The sequence below is a fragment of the Agrobacterium sp. GD03872 genome, assembly GCF_029840625.1.
In the GTDB taxonomy this organism is placed as follows: domain Bacteria; phylum Pseudomonadota; class Alphaproteobacteria; order Rhizobiales; family Rhizobiaceae; genus Agrobacterium; species Agrobacterium fabrum_A.
Window position 1 is genome coordinate 52,915 of the sequence record NZ_JAOCCY010000004.1, and the last position, 16,104, is coordinate 69,018.

Sequence of the window (16,104 nt, forward strand, 5' to 3'; positions counted from 1 at the left end):
GAACCTTCGTTATGGGCCGGCAGAACCGGTCCATTCCCATGAGGAAAGAGATGGAAGAGTTTCACAAGGTCCGGCGTCTGCCGCAATACGTCTTCGAACAGGTCAACCGTTTGAAAGCGAGCGCGCGAGCGGCCGGGGCCGATATCATCGATCTCGGCATGGGCAACCCCGACCTTCCGACCCCCAAGGCGATCGTCGACAAGCTTTGCGAAGTCGTTCAGGATCCACGCACCCATCGTTATTCCTCGTCCAAGGGCATTCCCGGCCTTCGCCGCGCGCAGGCCGCCTATTATGCCCGCCGTTTCGGCGTGAAGCTGAACCCCGATACCCAGGTCGTCGCCACGCTCGGCTCCAAGGAAGGCTTCGCCAATATGGCGCAGGCCATCACAGCACCTGGTGACGTGATCCTGTGTCCTAACCCCACCTATCCGATCCATGCCTTCGGCTTCCTGATGGCGGGCGGCGTTATCCGTTCGATGAATGTCGAGCCGGATGAGAGCTTCTTCGGGCCGCTGGAGCGCGCGGTGCGCCACTCTATTCCGAAGCCGCTGGCGCTGATCATCAACTACCCGTCGAACCCGACGGCGCATGTCGCCTCGCTGGATTTCTACAGGGACGTCATCGCCTTTGCGAAGAAGCACGAGATCATCGTGCTTTCCGACCTTGCCTATTCGGAAATCTATTTCGACGACAACAATCCGCCGCCGTCGGTTCTCGAAGTTCCCGGCGCGATCGACGTTGCGGTGGAATTCACCTCCATGTCGAAGACCTTCTCCATGCCCGGCTGGCGCATGGGCTTTGCCGTCGGCAACGAGCGGCTGATCGCGGCGCTGACGCGTGTGAAGTCCTATCTCGACTACGGCGCCTTCACGCCGATCCAGGTTGCGGCGACCCATGCGCTGAACGGTGACGGTTCCGACATTGCCGAAGTGCGCAATGTCTATCGCCGCCGCCGCGATGTGATGGTCGACACCTTCGGCAAGGCCGGTTTCGAGGTTCCGCCGCCGGCGGCGACGATGTTCGCCTGGGCGAAGATCCCGGAAAAATTCCGCCATCTCGGCAGCCTGGAATTCTCCAAGCTTCTGGTCGAGAAGGCAGATATCGCCGTTGCTCCCGGCATCGGCTTTGGCGAGATGGGCGACGATTACGTCCGTCTCGCGCTCGTGGAAAACGAGCATCGAATTCGTCAGGCAGCGCGCAATCTGAAGCGTTTCCTGTCGAGCGCAGACGAAACGATGCATAACGTCGTTTCGCTCAACGCCCACAGATAAGGGCAACCCGAGGCGGCCGGGTCCCGGCCGCCACCATCAACAGCAATCAGGAACATACCCATGGCAGATTCATTGAGAATCGGCATAGCGGGGCTCGGCACTGTCGGCGCTTCGCTCGTGCGCATCCTCCAGCAGAGAAGCAACGAACTTGCGATTACCTGCGGACGCGCGATTGAGATTATTGCGGTGAGTGCGCGTGACCGTTCGCGCGACCGCGGCATCGATCTCACGGGTATTACCTGGTTCGATACGCCGGAGCAGATGGCGAGCGAAGCCGAGATCGACGTTTTCGTCGAACTGGTCGGCGGCGCTTCCGGTCAGGCGGAAAATGCGGTGCGCGCTGCACTCGCACGCGGTCTCCATGTGGTGACAGCCAACAAGGCGCTGCTGGCCAAGCACGGTGTCGAACTGGCGACCATCGCCGAAGACAAGGGCGCGCTTCTGAACTTCGAAGCGGCTGTGGCCGGCGGTATCCCCGTCATCAAGGCGCTGCGTGAATCCTTGACCGGCAACCATGTGTCGCGCATCTACGGCATCATGAACGGCACCTGCAACTACATCCTCACCAAGATGGAGAAGGAAGGGCTGTCCTTCGAAGCCTGTCTCAAGGAAGCGCAGCGGCTGGGTTATGCCGAAGCCGATCCGGCCTTCGATATCGAAGGCAACGACACCGCCCACAAGCTGGCAATCCTGACGACGCTTGCCTTCGGCAGCAAGATTTCGGCCGATGACATCTATCTGGAAGGCATCACCAATATTTCCAGCGAGGACATTCAGGCGGCGGCCGAACTCGGTTACCGCATCAAGCTTCTCGGCGTGGCGCAGGTGACCGAATCCGGCATCGAGCAGCGCGTGCATCCGACCATGGTGCCGCTCGATTCCGTCATCGCCCAGGTGGATGGCGTGACCAATGCGGTGGCGATCGAATCCGATATTCTCGGCGAATTGCTGATGGTCGGTCCGGGTGCGGGCGGCAACGCCACGGCGTCTGCTGTGCTCGGTGATATCGCCGATATCGCCAAGAGCCGTCCGGGCGCCCAGCAGGTGCCGGTTCTTGGCCGTCCGGCGAAATCGCTGACGGAATATCGTCGCGCCAAGATGAAAAGCCATGAGGGCGGTTATTTCATTCGCCTGACGGTGAAGGATCAGGCCGGCGTCTTTGCCTCCATCGCCACCCGCATGGCTGACAACAACATCTCGCTGGAATCCATCGTGCAGCGCCAGCGCGTGCATGTGGAAGGCGCGCCGCAGACCATCATCCTCGTCACCCATGCGACGATGGAGGATGCGATCCGCAAGGCGGTGAAGGCGATCAAGAACGAGAAATATCTCGTCAGCGAGCCGCAGGTCATCCGCATCGAGCGCACCTGAGACGCTGGTGCCGCATTCGCGGCAGGCACGGCACTCTTGCCAAGCGCGACGTGCTCGCCAAACGCGCCGTCATCCTCGGGCTTGACCCGAGGATACAGCGCCGCGCAGGTAGGTCAGTGGATCCTCGGGTCAAGCCCGAGGATGACCACCGAGATGTTTTCGAACCGCATGAGAGCGTTCTTTGGGAGCGGCTGGATTTCACTGTTCTTGCAAGCCCGTTCCATTTTTAAAGCCGGCAACATCCAGAAAATTTGCGCGAGCGACCTCAGAGCCGCTGGAATGCAACGCGATTCGGCACTATGGTTAATCCTGTTCACCAAGCGAGGGAGGCGTGGCCGTGACATCGATCATCCTGTTCAAGGACAATAAGCGTGCAGGCGTTGCGGCCGCCCATCACCGGGCGCGGCCTCACAATGCCAATGACAATATTCGCAGCATGGAATTCGATATGGGGGAGCATGAGCGCAACTGGTGTTCGCTTGCCGTGTTCTCACTGCTGCTGCTTGTTGGCGCTGTCTCGATCGTCAGCCCGTTTTTCTCGATTTTTTCGGTGTGAATCCTCATCTGCGCGTTTTTGCTTGAAAAACGCGCCATCGCCATTTAGCCCGTTTTAAAGCGCGATTGGGCGCATGACAGGATGAATGGACAGGATGGCAATGATGGAGCCGGCCGATACCGTGGCCCGCGCGTTTCTAAGCGTGGAGCGGTCGGCGACAGAACAGCGCTGGGTGTCGCGGCTGGATCAGGCCGGGCAGAACCGCGCGCTGGCCATGTCCCAGATCCACGCCATCCCCGAATTGATCGCGCGGGTGCTTGCCGGGCGCGGTGTGGGTGTCGACGACGCCCTGGCGTTCCTCGATCCGACCATTCGTTCCCTGATGCCCGATCCCCATGTGCTGACCGATTGCGAAAAGGCCGCCGAGCGGTTGGTGCGCGCCATCGAGGCAGGCGAGAAGGTGGCAATCTTTGGCGACTACGATGTCGACGGCGCTGCTTCCTCCGCTTTGATGTACCGGTTTCTCGCGCATTTCGGTCTGACACCGGAAATCTATATTCCCGACCGCATTTTCGAGGGCTACGGCCCGAACCCGGCGGCGATGCAGCAGCTTGCCGCCAATGGTGCGACGCTGATCGTGACGGTCGATTGCGGCTCCACCAGCCATGAATCGCTGAATGCCGCCAGGGATGCGGGAACGGATGTGGTGGTGATCGACCACCATCAGGTCGGCACGGAACTGCCGCCGGCCGTGGCGCTGGTCAATCCCAATCGTGAGGACGATCTGTCGGGGCAGGGGCATCTCTGCGCCGCCGGCGTCGTGTTCCTGGTGCTGGTGGCCACCCTGCGGCTGTTGAAAGAGAAGCGGCACAGGCAGGCCTTCACGCTCGATCTGCTATCGCTTCTCGATATCGTCGCCCTTGCCACCGTGTGCGATGTGGTGCCGCTGAAGGGGCTCAACCGCGCCTATGTGGTGAAGGGGCTGATTGCCGCGCGGCATATGAACAATGCCGGGCTTGCCGCGCTATTCAAGAAGGCTGGGCTGGGCGGGCCTGTGACGCCCTATCATTTCGGTTTCCTGATCGGGCCGCGCATCAATGCCGGCGGCCGCATCGGCGACGCTGCGCTCGGCAGCCGTCTCCTGACCATCGATGATGCGTCGCAGGCTGAGGTCATTGCCGAGAGGCTGGATGAGCTGAACCGCGAGCGGCAGGCCATGGAGGCCGCCATGCTGGCGGAAGCCGAAGCGGAGGCGTTGTTCGAATATGGCGACGGCTCGGGTGCGGGCGTCATCGTTACGGCGCGTGAAAACTGGCATCCCGGCATTGTCGGTCTGCTCGCCTCGCGCCTGAAGGATCGCTTCCGCCGTCCGGCTTTCGCTATCGCCTTCGATCCCTCGGGCAAGGGCACCGGTTCCGGCCGCTCTATAAACGGCTTCGATATGGGGCGCATGGTGCGCGCCGCCGTGGAGGCCGGCTTGCTGGTCAAGGGTGGCGGGCATGCCATGGCGGCCGGCCTGACAGTCGAGCGCGCCAATCTCGGCAAGCTCAGGGCTTTCTTCGAGGAAGCGGCGGCAAAGACCGTGAACGAGCTGGTGGAAAGCAGCGTGCTGAAGATTGACGGCGCCATCGGCGCCTCGGGTGCCACATTGCAGCTTGTCGACCAGCTGGAACAGGCCGGTCCATATGGCTCCGGTCATTCACAGCCGATCTTTGCCGTGCCGGCGCATCGTCTGCGCGATGTGCGGCTCGTGGGGACCTCCCACGTCAAGATCACGCTGGAGGCCATGGACGGCTCGCGGCTGGACGGTATCGCATTTCGCGCCGCTGAGGCCCCGTTAGGGCAGATGCTGCTGAATGCACGCGGCCGGAATATTCACGTCGCCGGCACTGTGGGCGCCGATCTCTGGCAGGGCCAGAGGCGTGTGCAGCTGCGCGTTCTGGACGCGGCTTTCGCGCCCTGACGGGGCCTTGGAACTTACCTTGGATTTTGCGGAAGACTGTCTCTGACGAATGGCCTGGACGCGCCAAAACGTCTTTACGCGATACGTGAAGATTTCCGTGGAGACTGCTGATTTTTATGAGGAAGCAAGTGGCACGCCCTAGGGGAGTCGAACCCCTCTTTTCAGAATGAAAATCTGACGTCCTAACCGATAGACGAAGGGCGCGTGCGCTTGTGGTGTGGCGCCCTTATAGTCAGGCTCCGGTTGCTCCGCAAGCGGAAAAATTGATTTTTCTCGCTTCGTGACGAGTTTTTTTATGGAGGCCGGAAGGGCTGTGGAAAACTGCGCCAGAACGGGCCAAGGCCTTGAAATCTCGCCCCTATCGCTGCGCACCGGCAATGTCTTCATACCTCGTGGGGAGGCCCGGGGCGCGCTTTTCCAACCCTTAGCTGGCATCTGCTGTCCGCTGGAATGAACGGTGGCTGTGGTTGGGCTGAAAGGGGAAAGGCAAGCCGGTCGATTTGCCCGCTGGCGATTCATCCGGCTTGCCTTCCATCGGGGGGACAGCACTCTAACGTGCCGAGCGGGAATCGGTTCCGGCGCATTGGTCACGCAAGAAGAATTCGCGATCTGCGAAGCTGCTTTTGCTTTTTGAAGGGGAAGAACACGAAGGCAAGTGGCACGCCCTAGGGGAGTCGAACCCCTCTTTTCAGAATGAAAATCTGACGTCCTAACCGATAGACGAAGGGCGCGTGCGCTTGTGGTGTGGCGCCCTTATAGTCAGGCTCCCGAAGGTCTGCAAGCGGAAAAATGCATGATTTGACAAAAAAATGACATGAGCCGCCAGAAGCCCTGAAAAACAAGGATTCTTGTTTCGTAACAAATGGTTAAACGGTCGAAGTTTGCTGTTTTGCGTGAGTGATATGGCTCGGCTTCAATTGCCTTGCGAAACATGTGGTTTCTCAAGGCTGCGGGCTAGCGAAAATCAAGTCAGGTATTTTCCATATATCAGCAGGCCGGAGAGTATTATTATGATTGCATTGATCGCATATGCCATCCACCGCACAAAATTTGATTTCGGGGGACTGCCGGATATCAAGCCGCTTAATATGTCTCCTAGAAATACAAGCAAACCATCCATCGCAAATATGTCCAAGGCCGCGATCAAATTATCGCTACGAATATATCAGGCTGGCCAGTTAGAAGTTCAAGTATCGCTGCTTGGGTCGAGAATAAAATAATAAAGAGGCGCCGGTTTCACTTGCGGTCGTCCGTTTCAGTCTCAAAAAAAGAAACGGGACCGTGAGGTCCCGTTTTTTGGTTCGCGATTTGAAAAACGTCCGTTCCGGACGCCTGTTCAATGATCAGTGCAGAATCTGGCTGAGGAACAGCCGGGTGCGCTCGTGCTGCGGATTGTCGAAGAATTCGGCGGGCGAGTTCTGTTCGACGATCTGGCCCTGGTCCATGAAGATGACGCGGTTTGCCACCTGACGGGCAAAGCCCATTTCGTGGGTTACGCACAGCATCGTCATGCCGTCTTCGGCGAGACTGACCATGGTGTCGAGCACTTCCTTGACCATTTCCGGGTCGAGCGCCGAGGTCGGCTCGTCGAACAGCATGATCTTCGGCTTCATGCAGAGCGAGCGGGCAATCGCCACGCGCTGCTGCTGGCCGCCGGAAAGCTGGCCGGGATACTTGTGCGCCTGCTCGGGGATCTTGACGCGCTTCAGATAGTGCATCGCCACCTCTTCGGCTTCCTTCTTGGGCATCTTGCGAACCCAGATCGGCGCCAGCGTACAGTTTTCGAGGATCGTCAGATGCGGGAAGAGGTTGAAGTGCTGGAACACCATGCCGACTTCACGGCGCACCTCGTCGATCTTCTTGAGATCGTTGGTGAGCTCGATGCCATCGACATTGATCGTACCCGACTGATGTTCTTCAAGCCGGTTGATGCAGCGGATCATGGTCGATTTGCCGGAGCCTGAAGGGCCGGCGATGACGATGCGTTCGCCTTTCATGACCTTGAGATTGATATCGCGCAGAACATGGAAGTCGCCATACCACTTGTTCATGCCGATGAGTTCGATCGCCACGTCCGTTGTGGAGACGGTCAGTTTTTTTGCTTGGGTTTCTGCCATTTGAGCGTCCCTTATCGTTTATGCCCGGTGTCGAGGTGCCGTTCCATGAACAGCGAATAACGCGACATGCCGAAGCAGAATATCCAGAATACGAAGCCTGCGAAAATATAGCCAGTCATCGCCGTGACGGGCGTCGCCCAGTTCGCATCCGATTGGTTGAGCGTGACAATGCCGAGCAGGTCGAACATGCCGATGATCGAAACCAGCGACGTGTCCTTGAACAGCCCGATGAAGGTGTTGACGATGCCCGGAATGACCAGCTTCAGCGCCTGCGGCAGCACGATCAGTCTCGTTTTCTGCCAGTAGTTCAGACCGAGCGAATCCGCACCCTCATATTGTCCCTTCGGAATGGCCTGCAGACCGCCGCGGATCACCTCCGCCATATAGGCGGACGAGAAGAGCGACACGCCGACCAGCGCGCGCAGGAACTTGTCGAAGGTCCAGCCGTCGGGCAGGAACAGCGGCAGCATGATGCTGGCGAAGAACAGGACGGTGATCAGCGGAATGCCTCTGATGACTTCGATGAAGAGCACGCAGAGCATCTTGATGACCGGCAGGTTCGACCGCCGGCCGAGCGCCAGAAGAATTCCGAAGGGCAACGACACCGTGATCCCGAAGAAGGACAGGATGAGCGTCACCATCAGGCCGCCCCAGAGCTGCGTTTCCACCTTCGGCAGGCCGAAGACGCCGCCGATAAGCAGGAAAAACGCAATGAAGGGCAGGATGATGAAAAGCGCCAGCGCGTTGAGGCGCTTGAACGGCGCTTTTGGAATGAGCATCGGTATCAGCAGGATTGCGAACGTCACCATCACGAGGATGGGACGCCAGCGTTCGTCGATCGGATAGCGGCCGAAGACGAACTGTCCGAGTTTTGCCGAAACGAAAGCCCAGCACGCACCGGACTGGCCGTCCGGCAGCGCGCCGCCCTGCGACGCGGTCAGGCAGGCGATACGATCGCTGCCGGTCCACACCGCATCGATGAACAGCCACTTGATGACCGGCGGCACCAGATAGGCGAGCAGGGCAAGGGCGATAACCGTCAGGACAGTGTCCTTGGGCGTGGCGAAGAGTTTGGTGCGCAGCCAGTGACCGAAGCCGACGGCGCTCGAAGGCGCCGGTCTGGCGTCCTCGATGGTCTGCCGCACAAAAGCGTGATTGCTTGTTGTCATCGTCATCTCTCCACCAGGGCCATTTTCGCGTTGAACCAGTTCATGACCACGGCCGTGAGCAGGGACAGCGAGAGATAGATGACCAGCCAGATCGCAACGACTTCGACCGCCTGGCCCGTCTGGTTGAGGATCGTGCCGCCGACGGAGACGATATCGGCGAAACCGACAGCGACCGCGAGCGATGAGTTCTTGGTCAGGTTGAGATATTGGCTTGTCAGCGGCGGAATGATGATGCGCATCGCCTGCGGAACGACGATCAGGCGCGTCGTGGTGCTGGAGCGAAGCCCGAGTGCATCCGCGGCTTCCGTCTGGCCCTTCGCCACGGCCTTGATTCCGCCGCGAACGATTTCGGCGATGAAGGATGCGGTGTAGAAGGAAAGCGCCAGGAAGAGCGACATGAATTCAGGTGCGACGACCGCGCCGCCGGAGAGGTTGAAGCGCCCGGCAATCGGGTAGTCGAAGGTCAACGGTGAGCCGAGTGCAAGAAATGTCGCCAGCGGCAGGCCGATGATGAGAAGCGTGACGGTTATTCCGGTGCGGAACTGCTGGCCGGTTCTTTCCTGTCTGGCCTTTGCCCAGCGGTAAACAAGCACGCTGATGACGATGGCAACCACGAAGGCGAGCGGAATGAGCCACGTGCCTTCGCCCCAAAGCGGCTTGGGAAAGAAAAAGCCGCGATTGTTAAGATAGCTTCCGAGCGGAAGTTCCAGCGATTCGCGCGCCTGCGGCAGAACCGAGATGACGCCCTTGTACCAGAAGAAGATGACGAGCAGCGGCGGGATGTTGCGGAAGATTTCCACATAGGCCTGCGCGAGCTTGGAAATCAGCCAGTTGTTGGACAGCCGGGCGATACCGACGATGAAACCGATGATCGAGGCGGCGATGATGCCAAAAAACGCAACCTGGATCGTGTTGAGAATGCCAACGAGCAAAGCCCGGCCATAGGTCTCGTCGCTGGTATAAGCGATCAGCGACTGGCCGATATCGAAACCGGCTCTTCCGTCGAGGAATCCGAAGCCGGACGAAATGTTTGACCGTTGAAGATTGGTGATCGTATTCGTCACGATGACCCAGACGAAAGCGGCCAGGATGACGACTGTCAGGACCTGATAGAAAATGCCGCGTATGCGTGGATCGTAGATAAGTGACGACGCGCTTTGCGCGCGCGATCGTTGCGAACTGACCGCGTTGCCTGCCATAGGCACCTTTCCCTTTTATATGCTCTTTGCGAGCTTATTTATAGAATTCCAAATGGAGGCCGGGCGGCGCCCAGCCTCCTGTCGTGATCTAGCCGATGATGGGGCCGATCAACGGACCGGCGGTGCGTATTGCAGGCCGCCCTTGGTCCAAAGCGCGTTCTGGCCGCGCTCGATCTTCAGCGGCGAGCCCGCACCGACGTTGCGGTCGAAGACTTCGCCGTAGTTGCCCACCAGCTTGACGATGTTATAGGCCCAGTCGTTGGTCACGCCGAGATCGGTACCGATCTTGGTGCCTTCTTCCGTGCCGAGCAGACGCTTCACGTCCGGGTTGGCGCTGTTCTTCTGCTCGTCGACATTCTTGGAGGTGACGCCAAGTTCTTCGGCGTTGACCATGGCGTAGTGAACCCAGCTGACGATATCGAACCACTGGTCGTCACCCTGGCGAACGGCCGGGCCAAGCGGCTCCTTGGAGATGACTTCCGGCAGAACGACGTTTTCGTCCGGGTTCTTCAGCTTCAGACGGATTGCGTAGAGACCCGACTGGTCGGTGGTGTAGACGTCGCAACGGCCGGCATCATAAGCGGAGGTTGCGTCGGCTTCCTTTTCGAAAACGACCGGGTTGTACTGCAGATTGTTGGTCTTGAAGTAGTCGGCGAGGTTAAGCTCGGTGGTCGTGCCGGTCTGAACGCAGACGGCGGCGCCGGAGAGCTCGAGAGCGGACTTCACGTTGAGGCTCTTCTTGGCGATGAAGCCCTGGCCGTCATAATAGTTGACGGTGCGGAAGTTGAAGCCCAGCGACGTGTCGCGGCTGATGGTCCAGGTGGTGTTACGGGTCAGAACGTCGACTTCACCGGACTGGAGAGCCGGGAAACGGTCCTTGCTCGAAAGGGCGACGAACTTGGCTTTCGAAGGATCACCGAAAACCGCGGTGGCAATACCACGGCAATAGTCCACGTCGATACCGGACCATTCGCCCTTGTCATCGGGATTGGAAAATCCCGGAATGCCGGCGCTGACGCCGCAGGTGACGAAACCCTTGCCCTTCACATCCTGAAGCGTCGCAGCCGAAGCGACCGAGGCTCCTCCCAAAACTGCTGCGCCGATGGCGGCTGACAGAATTGCCTTTTTCATTTTTCCCAACCTTTGTTTGTTATCGTCACTTGGAAGAGGACCGGCATGTTTGTCGTGCCCCAGCTCCCCCTTCAGCGAGATCTTTTCGATCCGCTTTTTCTATCACAATCGCAATTGGCAGCGGGGTCAAGACGTGCAGACAATAATTGTGCCTATAAAACGGAATTTTCCAAATTTTGGTCGGGAAGTGTGCAAAGGGTGAAAATATAAGCATATTTTTGCGGAATTTTGCACTTGCACAGTATTTGTATACTTGTTGTATGCTGTCTGGCGATGGATCAATCGACCCGTTTTGCGAGGCCCTGCGGGACTTGACCTTGCGGTCGGCTCTTAGCATTGTCGCACGCGTCAATGTTCCTTCGAAAGCTGATCTGAAATGACCAAGACAAATGACCTGCTTTCCGCCGCAGGTGTGAATACGCGCCTGACCCATGGCGGCAACGATCCCGCGGACTGTTTCGGTTTCGTCAATCCGCCCATCGTGCGCGGCTCCACCGTGCTTTTTCCCGATGCCGAGACGCTTTCGACCGAAAACCAGAAATACACCTATGGCACCCACGGCACGCCGACGACGGATGCGCTGTGCAATCTCGTCAACGAGCTGGAAGGCTCTGCCGGAACCATTCTCGTACCCTCGGGCCTTGCGGCCATCACCGTGCCGTTCCTTGCCTATCTCGGCGCCGGCGACCATGCGCTGATCGTCGATTCCGTCTATTTTCCGACCCGCCGTTTCTGCAATACGATGCTGAAGAAGCTGGGCGTCGAAGTCGAATATTACGACCCGGCGATCGGGCAGGGCATAGAGGCACTCATCCGGCCGAACACCAAGCTGGTGCATCTGGAAGCGCCGGGTTCCAATACCTTCGAGATTCAGGATGTCAGGCTGATCACGGATATCGCTCACCGGCATGATTGCGTGGTGACGATGGACAATACCTGGGCGACGCCGCTTTATTTCAAGCCGCTCGATTTCGGCGTCGATGTCTCCATTCACGCCGCCACCAAATATCCTTCGGGTCATTCGGATGTGCTGATGGGTTTCGTCTCGGCCAATGAAAAGCACTGGAAGGCGCTTTATCAGGCCAATACCAATCTCGGCATCTGCGTCACCTCCGACGAGGCCTACCAGATCCTGCGCGGCATGCGCACCATGGGAATAAGGCTGGAGCACCACCAGAAAAGCGCGCTCGATATCGCTCAGTGGCTGGAAGGCCGCGACGATGTGGTGCGCGTGCTGCATCCGGCCTTGCCGAGCTTTGCCGGGCACGCGTTCTGGAAGCGCGATTTCAAGGGCGCAAGCGGCGTCTTTTCCTTCGTGCTGAAGGCGAAAGAGGGCAAATACAAAGAGGCGGCAACTGCCTTCCTGAATGCGCTGACCTTCTTCGGGCTCGGTTATTCCTGGGGTGGATACGAATCGCTTGCCGTTTCGGTCTCGCTTGTCGACCGGACCATTGCCAAGGGCCCCACGGAAGGACCGGTCATCCGCCTGCAGATCGGGCTCGAGGATATCGCCGATCTCAAGAAGGACCTCGAGGCCGGGTTCGCGGCTGCGGCCGGAGTTTAATCTCAGCCTTTGGCGCGATAGCCGTAGAGCCAGTCGAAATCCTTCAGGAAAGCTTCCGTCGGCCGCGTGGAAAACACGAAGTCCCGCGCCGCGCGGACCGGACCTCTGGCATGGTAGGCAAAACGATTGAGAGAGGCCCGCTTGCGGGCCTTTTCCATGCGCGGCAGGCGCAGGGCCTCAAAGCTGGCAAGCGCCTGCGGCAAGGGCAGGGGCTTTTCGGCGCTGCTGCCTGCCATCGTTCCCGCAAGTTCAAACGCATCCTCTATCGCCATGGCCGCGCCCTGGGCGGCGAAAGGCATCATGGCATGTGCCGCATCGCCGATCAGCACCGTGTCACGGCCATTGTGCCAGCGGCCCGGGCCGGCCTGATAGAGCGGCCAGAAGGTCGGATTTTCAGACGAATCGAGCAATCGGACGATTTCAGGACTGAAGCCGCGAAACTGTTCCAGCAGCATGGTTTTCTGCCGACCGCTCGATTCCGCCCGCCATGTCGCGCCGGGGTCGGCGCCGAGCGCGATGGCGACAATGTTGAAGCCGCCGACTTCCTTCAGCGGATAGGCGACGATATGGCCGCCGGAACCGAGATAGGCCGTGACTGCGTTCCTGTTGATGGCTGACGGCACGTCATTTGCGGCAACGGTAAAACGCCAGGCAATATTGCCGGAGAAGGTGGCTGTGGGGGCGGAAGGGACCGCGAAACGGGCTGCCGACCAGACGCCATCAGCGCCGACGATCAGATCATGGTCACGGAAGGTGGTTGCGGCAATCACATCCAAGGCAGCGTTTTCGATGCGTTTGCCGAGATGCAGGCGGCAGAGCTGGTTGCGTGTCACTGCCTGGAGAAGTGCATTCTGCAATGTCGAGCGGTGCAGCACGCCATAGGGCGCGCCCCAGCGGCTGCGGGCCACCGCGCCCATCGGCAGGGAGAGCAGCGTGGCGAGCGATTTCCCGGATGCGAGATCGACGCTGACCGGTTCGGTCCAGCGCGCCTCGATATCAGGCAGCACGCCAAGCGTGGCGAGAATGCGGGCGGCGTTGGGCGAGAGCTGCAGGCCCGCGCCCACTTCCGTCAGTTCACCGGCCTGCTCGATGATATCGCAGTCGATCCCGTGCCGGGCAAAGGAAAGGGCAGCGGTGAGACCGGCGATGCCGGCACCGACAATGGCTACGGATTTGATGGGCATTGGTGCGCCCCGATCAGGAAAAGTGGAAGGTCAGGCGGCCTTCACATGGAAGACGCAGCCCGGAGGATTGGTCTGCTCGGCCTTCAGCGACGGATTGTAGCGGTAAAGGGTGGAGCAGTAGGAACAGACCTTCTCGTTGTCGTCGCCCATATCGATGAAGATATGCGGATGATCGTAGGGCACGGAAGCGCCGGTGCACATGAATTCCTTGACGCCGATCTCGATCATGCGGTGTCCGCCATCGTTCTGGAAGTGGGGAATGGAATGCCCGGCCATGTTCGTCTCCAAATGCAATATCGTTATCGAGCCGCAATCCGTCTTCGCGTGTCGGCTCGTCGTTGCGGATATGTAGCCTCAAACGCATTGCATCTCCATAAAAATCGTCAGCAAAACATGTTCAACATTGCTAATTCCTGCCATATGGTCCGGCAAAAAGGATGTCCTTGATGAATCTCAACACGCCGCAGTTTTCCGATTTTTCCCATGACGGCCTTCGCCTTGCCTATTTCGACGAGGGCGATCCGGCGGGCGATCCGGTTCTGCTGATCCACGGCTTTGCCTCCAGCGCCAATGTCAACTGGGTGCATCCCGGCTGGCTGAAGACGCTGGGCGAGGCGGGTTACCGGGTGATCGCCATCGACAATCGCGGCCATGGCGCAAGCGACAAGCCGCATGATCCGGAAGCCTATTATCCGCCCGTCATGGCCGGAGATGCGGTGGCGCTGCTCAATCATCTCGGCATCGCCGAAGCCCATGTGATGGGCTATTCCATGGGTGCGCGCATTTCCGCCTTTCTGGCCATGGCCCATCCTGAGCGTGTCCGCTCGCTGGTGTTCGGCGGGCTCGGCATCGGCATGGTCGAAGGTGTCGGCGACTGGGATCCGATCGCCGAGGCGCTTCTTGCATCTTCGCTCGATGTCGTCACCCATGAGCGCGGCCGCATGTTCCGCGCCTTTGCCGATCAGACGAAAAGCGACCGGCTGGCGCTTGCCGCCTGTATCGAGACATCGCGGGTTCTCGTCATGCGCGAACAGGCCGAAAAGATCGACGCGCCGACGCTGATTGCGGTCGGAACGAAGGACGATATCGCCGGATCGGGTGCGGAGCTTGCCGCGATCATGCCGCATGCGCGGGCGATCGACATTCCCGGCCGCGACCACATGCTGGCCGTTGGCGACCGGGTGTTCAAGGCGGCGGTGCTGGAATTTTACCACTCGCTTTGATCCGGAGCATTTCCGGGAAAAGTGGAGCCCGGTTTTCCGTCCGGAAATGCGACGATGCTCGGGACGGCAAGAAACGGTTTTTCATGCTGCATGAAGAAAAACTGAAGCCTTGCCGCCTTTAAAGTCGTCATTCGAATCCCATTTCTAATGCATGTCTTTTTCTGTATAAAGAACGACCACTGCAAACGAGGAGACCATTCATGGTCGCACGTACCGAGGCCCGTCAGCCTGAACAGCTGGCGATCGTCGATCCCATCTGGGGCAGCCTGCTCAATGAAGCCCGAAGCGCTGCGGCGCAGGACCCGCTGCTTTCGGCCTTTCTTTATTCGACGATCCTCAATCACCGGTCTCTCGAAGAATGTGTGATCTACCGCATCTGTGAACTGCTCGATCATCCCGACATGCAGGCCGTGCTTCTGCGCCAGACCTTCCAGGACATGCTGGATGACTGGCCGGAATGGGGAAGCGTGCTGCGCGTCGACATCCAGGCCGTTTACGACCGCGATCCGGCCTGCACACGTTTCATGGAGCCGCTCCTGTATTTCAAGGGGTTCCAGGCCATCCAGACCCATCGCCTTGCCCACTGGCTGCTGCAGAAAGGCCGCAAGGATTTCGCGCTTTATCTGCAAAGCCGCTCCTCGAGCATCTTCCAGACGGATATCAATCCGGCCGCACGTATCGGCAGGGGAATCTTTCTTGACCATGCCACCGGGCTGGTGGTTGGCGAGACGGCTGTCATCGGCGACAATGTCTCCATCCTGCATGGCGTCACGCTCGGCGGCACCGGCAAGGAGGGGGCGGACCGCCACCCCAAGATCGCCAATGGCGTGATGATCGGGGCAGGGGCGAAAATCCTCGGCAATATCGAGATCGGCAGCTGCTCGCGCATCGCCGCCGGTTCGGTGGTGCTGAAGCCGGTTCCGCCCAAGACAACCGTCGCCGGCGTGCCGGCGCGTGTGGTGGGAGAAGCAGGGTGTTCCGAACCCTCACGCCTGATGGACCAGCTTATCGGGGCCGATATCTGACCGGCCCTGTCCCGCTCCGATGGAGCCTGAATTTTTACGGTCGTCCGTGTGGAAGACACGGATGACTTGCCGCTTTCACTTTACTTTGGCCTTTGTCCCATGCCAAAAGCGGGCCAACGCGAACCGCACAGGAGAATAGTGGTGAAAGCCGACGAAATCAAAAAACTCGACGCCTATTTCAAGCGCACCTTCAACCCGACGATGGTCGTCAAGGCGCGTCCGCGCAAGGACGATTCCGCCGAAGTGTATCTTGGCGAAGAGTTTCTCGGCGTCGTTTATATCGATGACGAAGACGGCGACCGCTCCTACAACTTCTCCATGGCGATCCTTGACGTCGATCTCTGATCGTCACCATCCGGGGACGGATGGAGTTTCGCACTGAACCAGTCGC

General features: G+C 59.3%; 14 protein-coding genes and 2 tRNA genes. 8 read left to right on the forward strand and 8 right to left on the reverse strand.

The window, feature by feature from the left end; all coding sequences use genetic code 11:
- Window positions 1-50 precede the first annotated feature (50 nt).
- From N5D22_RS11265 to recJ, 4 genes are all read left to right on the forward strand, one after another.
- A complete protein-coding gene (locus N5D22_RS11265) occupies window positions 51-1,271 on the forward strand; it encodes an LL-diaminopimelate aminotransferase (protein WP_279655085.1) in 1,221 nt (406 codons plus the stop codon).
- Window positions 1,272-1,331: 60 nt separating this feature from the next.
- Window positions 1,332-2,642, forward strand: coding sequence for a homoserine dehydrogenase (locus tag N5D22_RS11270; RefSeq protein WP_279655086.1), 1,311 nt, complete (start codon window positions 1,332-1,334; stop codon window positions 2,640-2,642).
- Window positions 2,643-2,973: 331 nt separating this feature from the next.
- Window positions 2,974-3,198 (forward strand): hypothetical protein, encoded by a 225-nt coding sequence (locus tag N5D22_RS11275; RefSeq protein ID WP_003524853.1) that lies wholly within the window; start codon window positions 2,974-2,976, stop codon window positions 3,196-3,198.
- 94 nt (window positions 3,199-3,292) lie between these two features.
- The gene (gene recJ / locus N5D22_RS11280) at window positions 3,293-5,101 is read left to right on the forward strand and encodes a single-stranded-DNA-specific exonuclease RecJ (RefSeq protein WP_279655509.1); all 1,809 of its coding nucleotides are present in this window, start codon (window positions 3,293-3,295) and stop codon (window positions 5,099-5,101) included.
- 129 nt (window positions 5,102-5,230) lie between these two features.
- Here recJ and N5D22_RS11285 read toward each other — a convergent pair.
- The 6 genes from N5D22_RS11285 to N5D22_RS11310 form a co-directional block, all read right to left on the reverse strand.
- Window positions 5,231-5,305: transfer RNA gene (locus N5D22_RS11285), tRNA-Glu, on the reverse strand.
- A 452-nt stretch (window positions 5,306-5,757) separates the two neighbouring features.
- Window positions 5,758-5,832: transfer RNA gene (locus tag N5D22_RS11290), tRNA-Glu, on the reverse strand.
- Between the two features lie 612 nt (window positions 5,833-6,444).
- Window positions 6,445-7,218, reverse strand: coding sequence for an amino acid ABC transporter ATP-binding protein (locus N5D22_RS11295; RefSeq protein ID WP_020012580.1), 774 nt, complete (start codon window positions 7,216-7,218; stop codon window positions 6,445-6,447).
- 11 nt (window positions 7,219-7,229) lie between these two features.
- Entirely contained in the window at window positions 7,230-8,387 is a 1,158-nt protein-coding gene (locus N5D22_RS11300) for an amino acid ABC transporter permease (protein ID WP_279655087.1), read from the reverse strand.
- Between the two features lie 2 nt (window positions 8,388-8,389).
- Entirely contained in the window at window positions 8,390-9,586 is a 1,197-nt protein-coding gene (locus tag N5D22_RS11305) for an amino acid ABC transporter permease (protein WP_279655088.1), read from the reverse strand.
- Window positions 9,587-9,694: 108 nt separating this feature from the next.
- Complete coding sequence (locus N5D22_RS11310) at window positions 9,695-10,717, reverse strand: amino acid ABC transporter substrate-binding protein (RefSeq protein WP_279655089.1); 1,023 nt, start codon at window positions 10,715-10,717, stop codon at window positions 9,695-9,697.
- 376 nt (window positions 10,718-11,093) lie between these two features.
- Between N5D22_RS11310 and N5D22_RS11315 the strand changes: the two genes are divergently transcribed.
- The gene (locus N5D22_RS11315) at window positions 11,094-12,281 is read left to right on the forward strand and encodes a cystathionine beta-lyase (protein WP_279655090.1); all 1,188 of its coding nucleotides are present in this window, start codon (window positions 11,094-11,096) and stop codon (window positions 12,279-12,281) included.
- Between the two features lie 2 nt (window positions 12,282-12,283).
- Here N5D22_RS11315 and N5D22_RS11320 read toward each other — a convergent pair whose 3' ends face one another.
- Together N5D22_RS11320 and N5D22_RS11325 are read right to left on the reverse strand one after the other, a co-directional pair.
- On the reverse strand, window positions 12,284-13,465 hold the full coding sequence (locus tag N5D22_RS11320) for an FAD-dependent monooxygenase (protein WP_279655091.1): 1,182 nt from the start codon (window positions 13,463-13,465) through the stop codon (window positions 12,284-12,286).
- Between the two features lie 30 nt (window positions 13,466-13,495).
- Window positions 13,496-13,741 (reverse strand): zinc-finger domain-containing protein, encoded by a 246-nt coding sequence (locus N5D22_RS11325; protein WP_035261222.1) that lies wholly within the window; start codon window positions 13,739-13,741, stop codon window positions 13,496-13,498.
- Window positions 13,742-13,911: 170 nt separating this feature from the next.
- On the opposite strand from N5D22_RS11325, the gene N5D22_RS11330 reads away from it, so the two are divergent.
- From N5D22_RS11330 to N5D22_RS11340, 3 genes are all read left to right on the forward strand, one after another.
- The gene (locus N5D22_RS11330; protein WP_279655092.1) at window positions 13,912-14,688 is read left to right on the forward strand and encodes an alpha/beta hydrolase; all 777 of its coding nucleotides are present in this window, start codon (window positions 13,912-13,914) and stop codon (window positions 14,686-14,688) included.
- Window positions 14,689-14,888: 200 nt separating this feature from the next.
- Complete coding sequence (gene cysE, locus N5D22_RS11335) at window positions 14,889-15,713, forward strand: serine O-acetyltransferase (RefSeq protein WP_279655093.1); 825 nt, start codon at window positions 14,889-14,891, stop codon at window positions 15,711-15,713.
- A 141-nt stretch (window positions 15,714-15,854) separates the two neighbouring features.
- On the forward strand, window positions 15,855-16,058 hold the full coding sequence (locus N5D22_RS11340) for a DUF3126 family protein (protein WP_003524869.1): 204 nt from the start codon (window positions 15,855-15,857) through the stop codon (window positions 16,056-16,058).
- Window positions 16,059-16,104 lie beyond the last annotated feature (46 nt).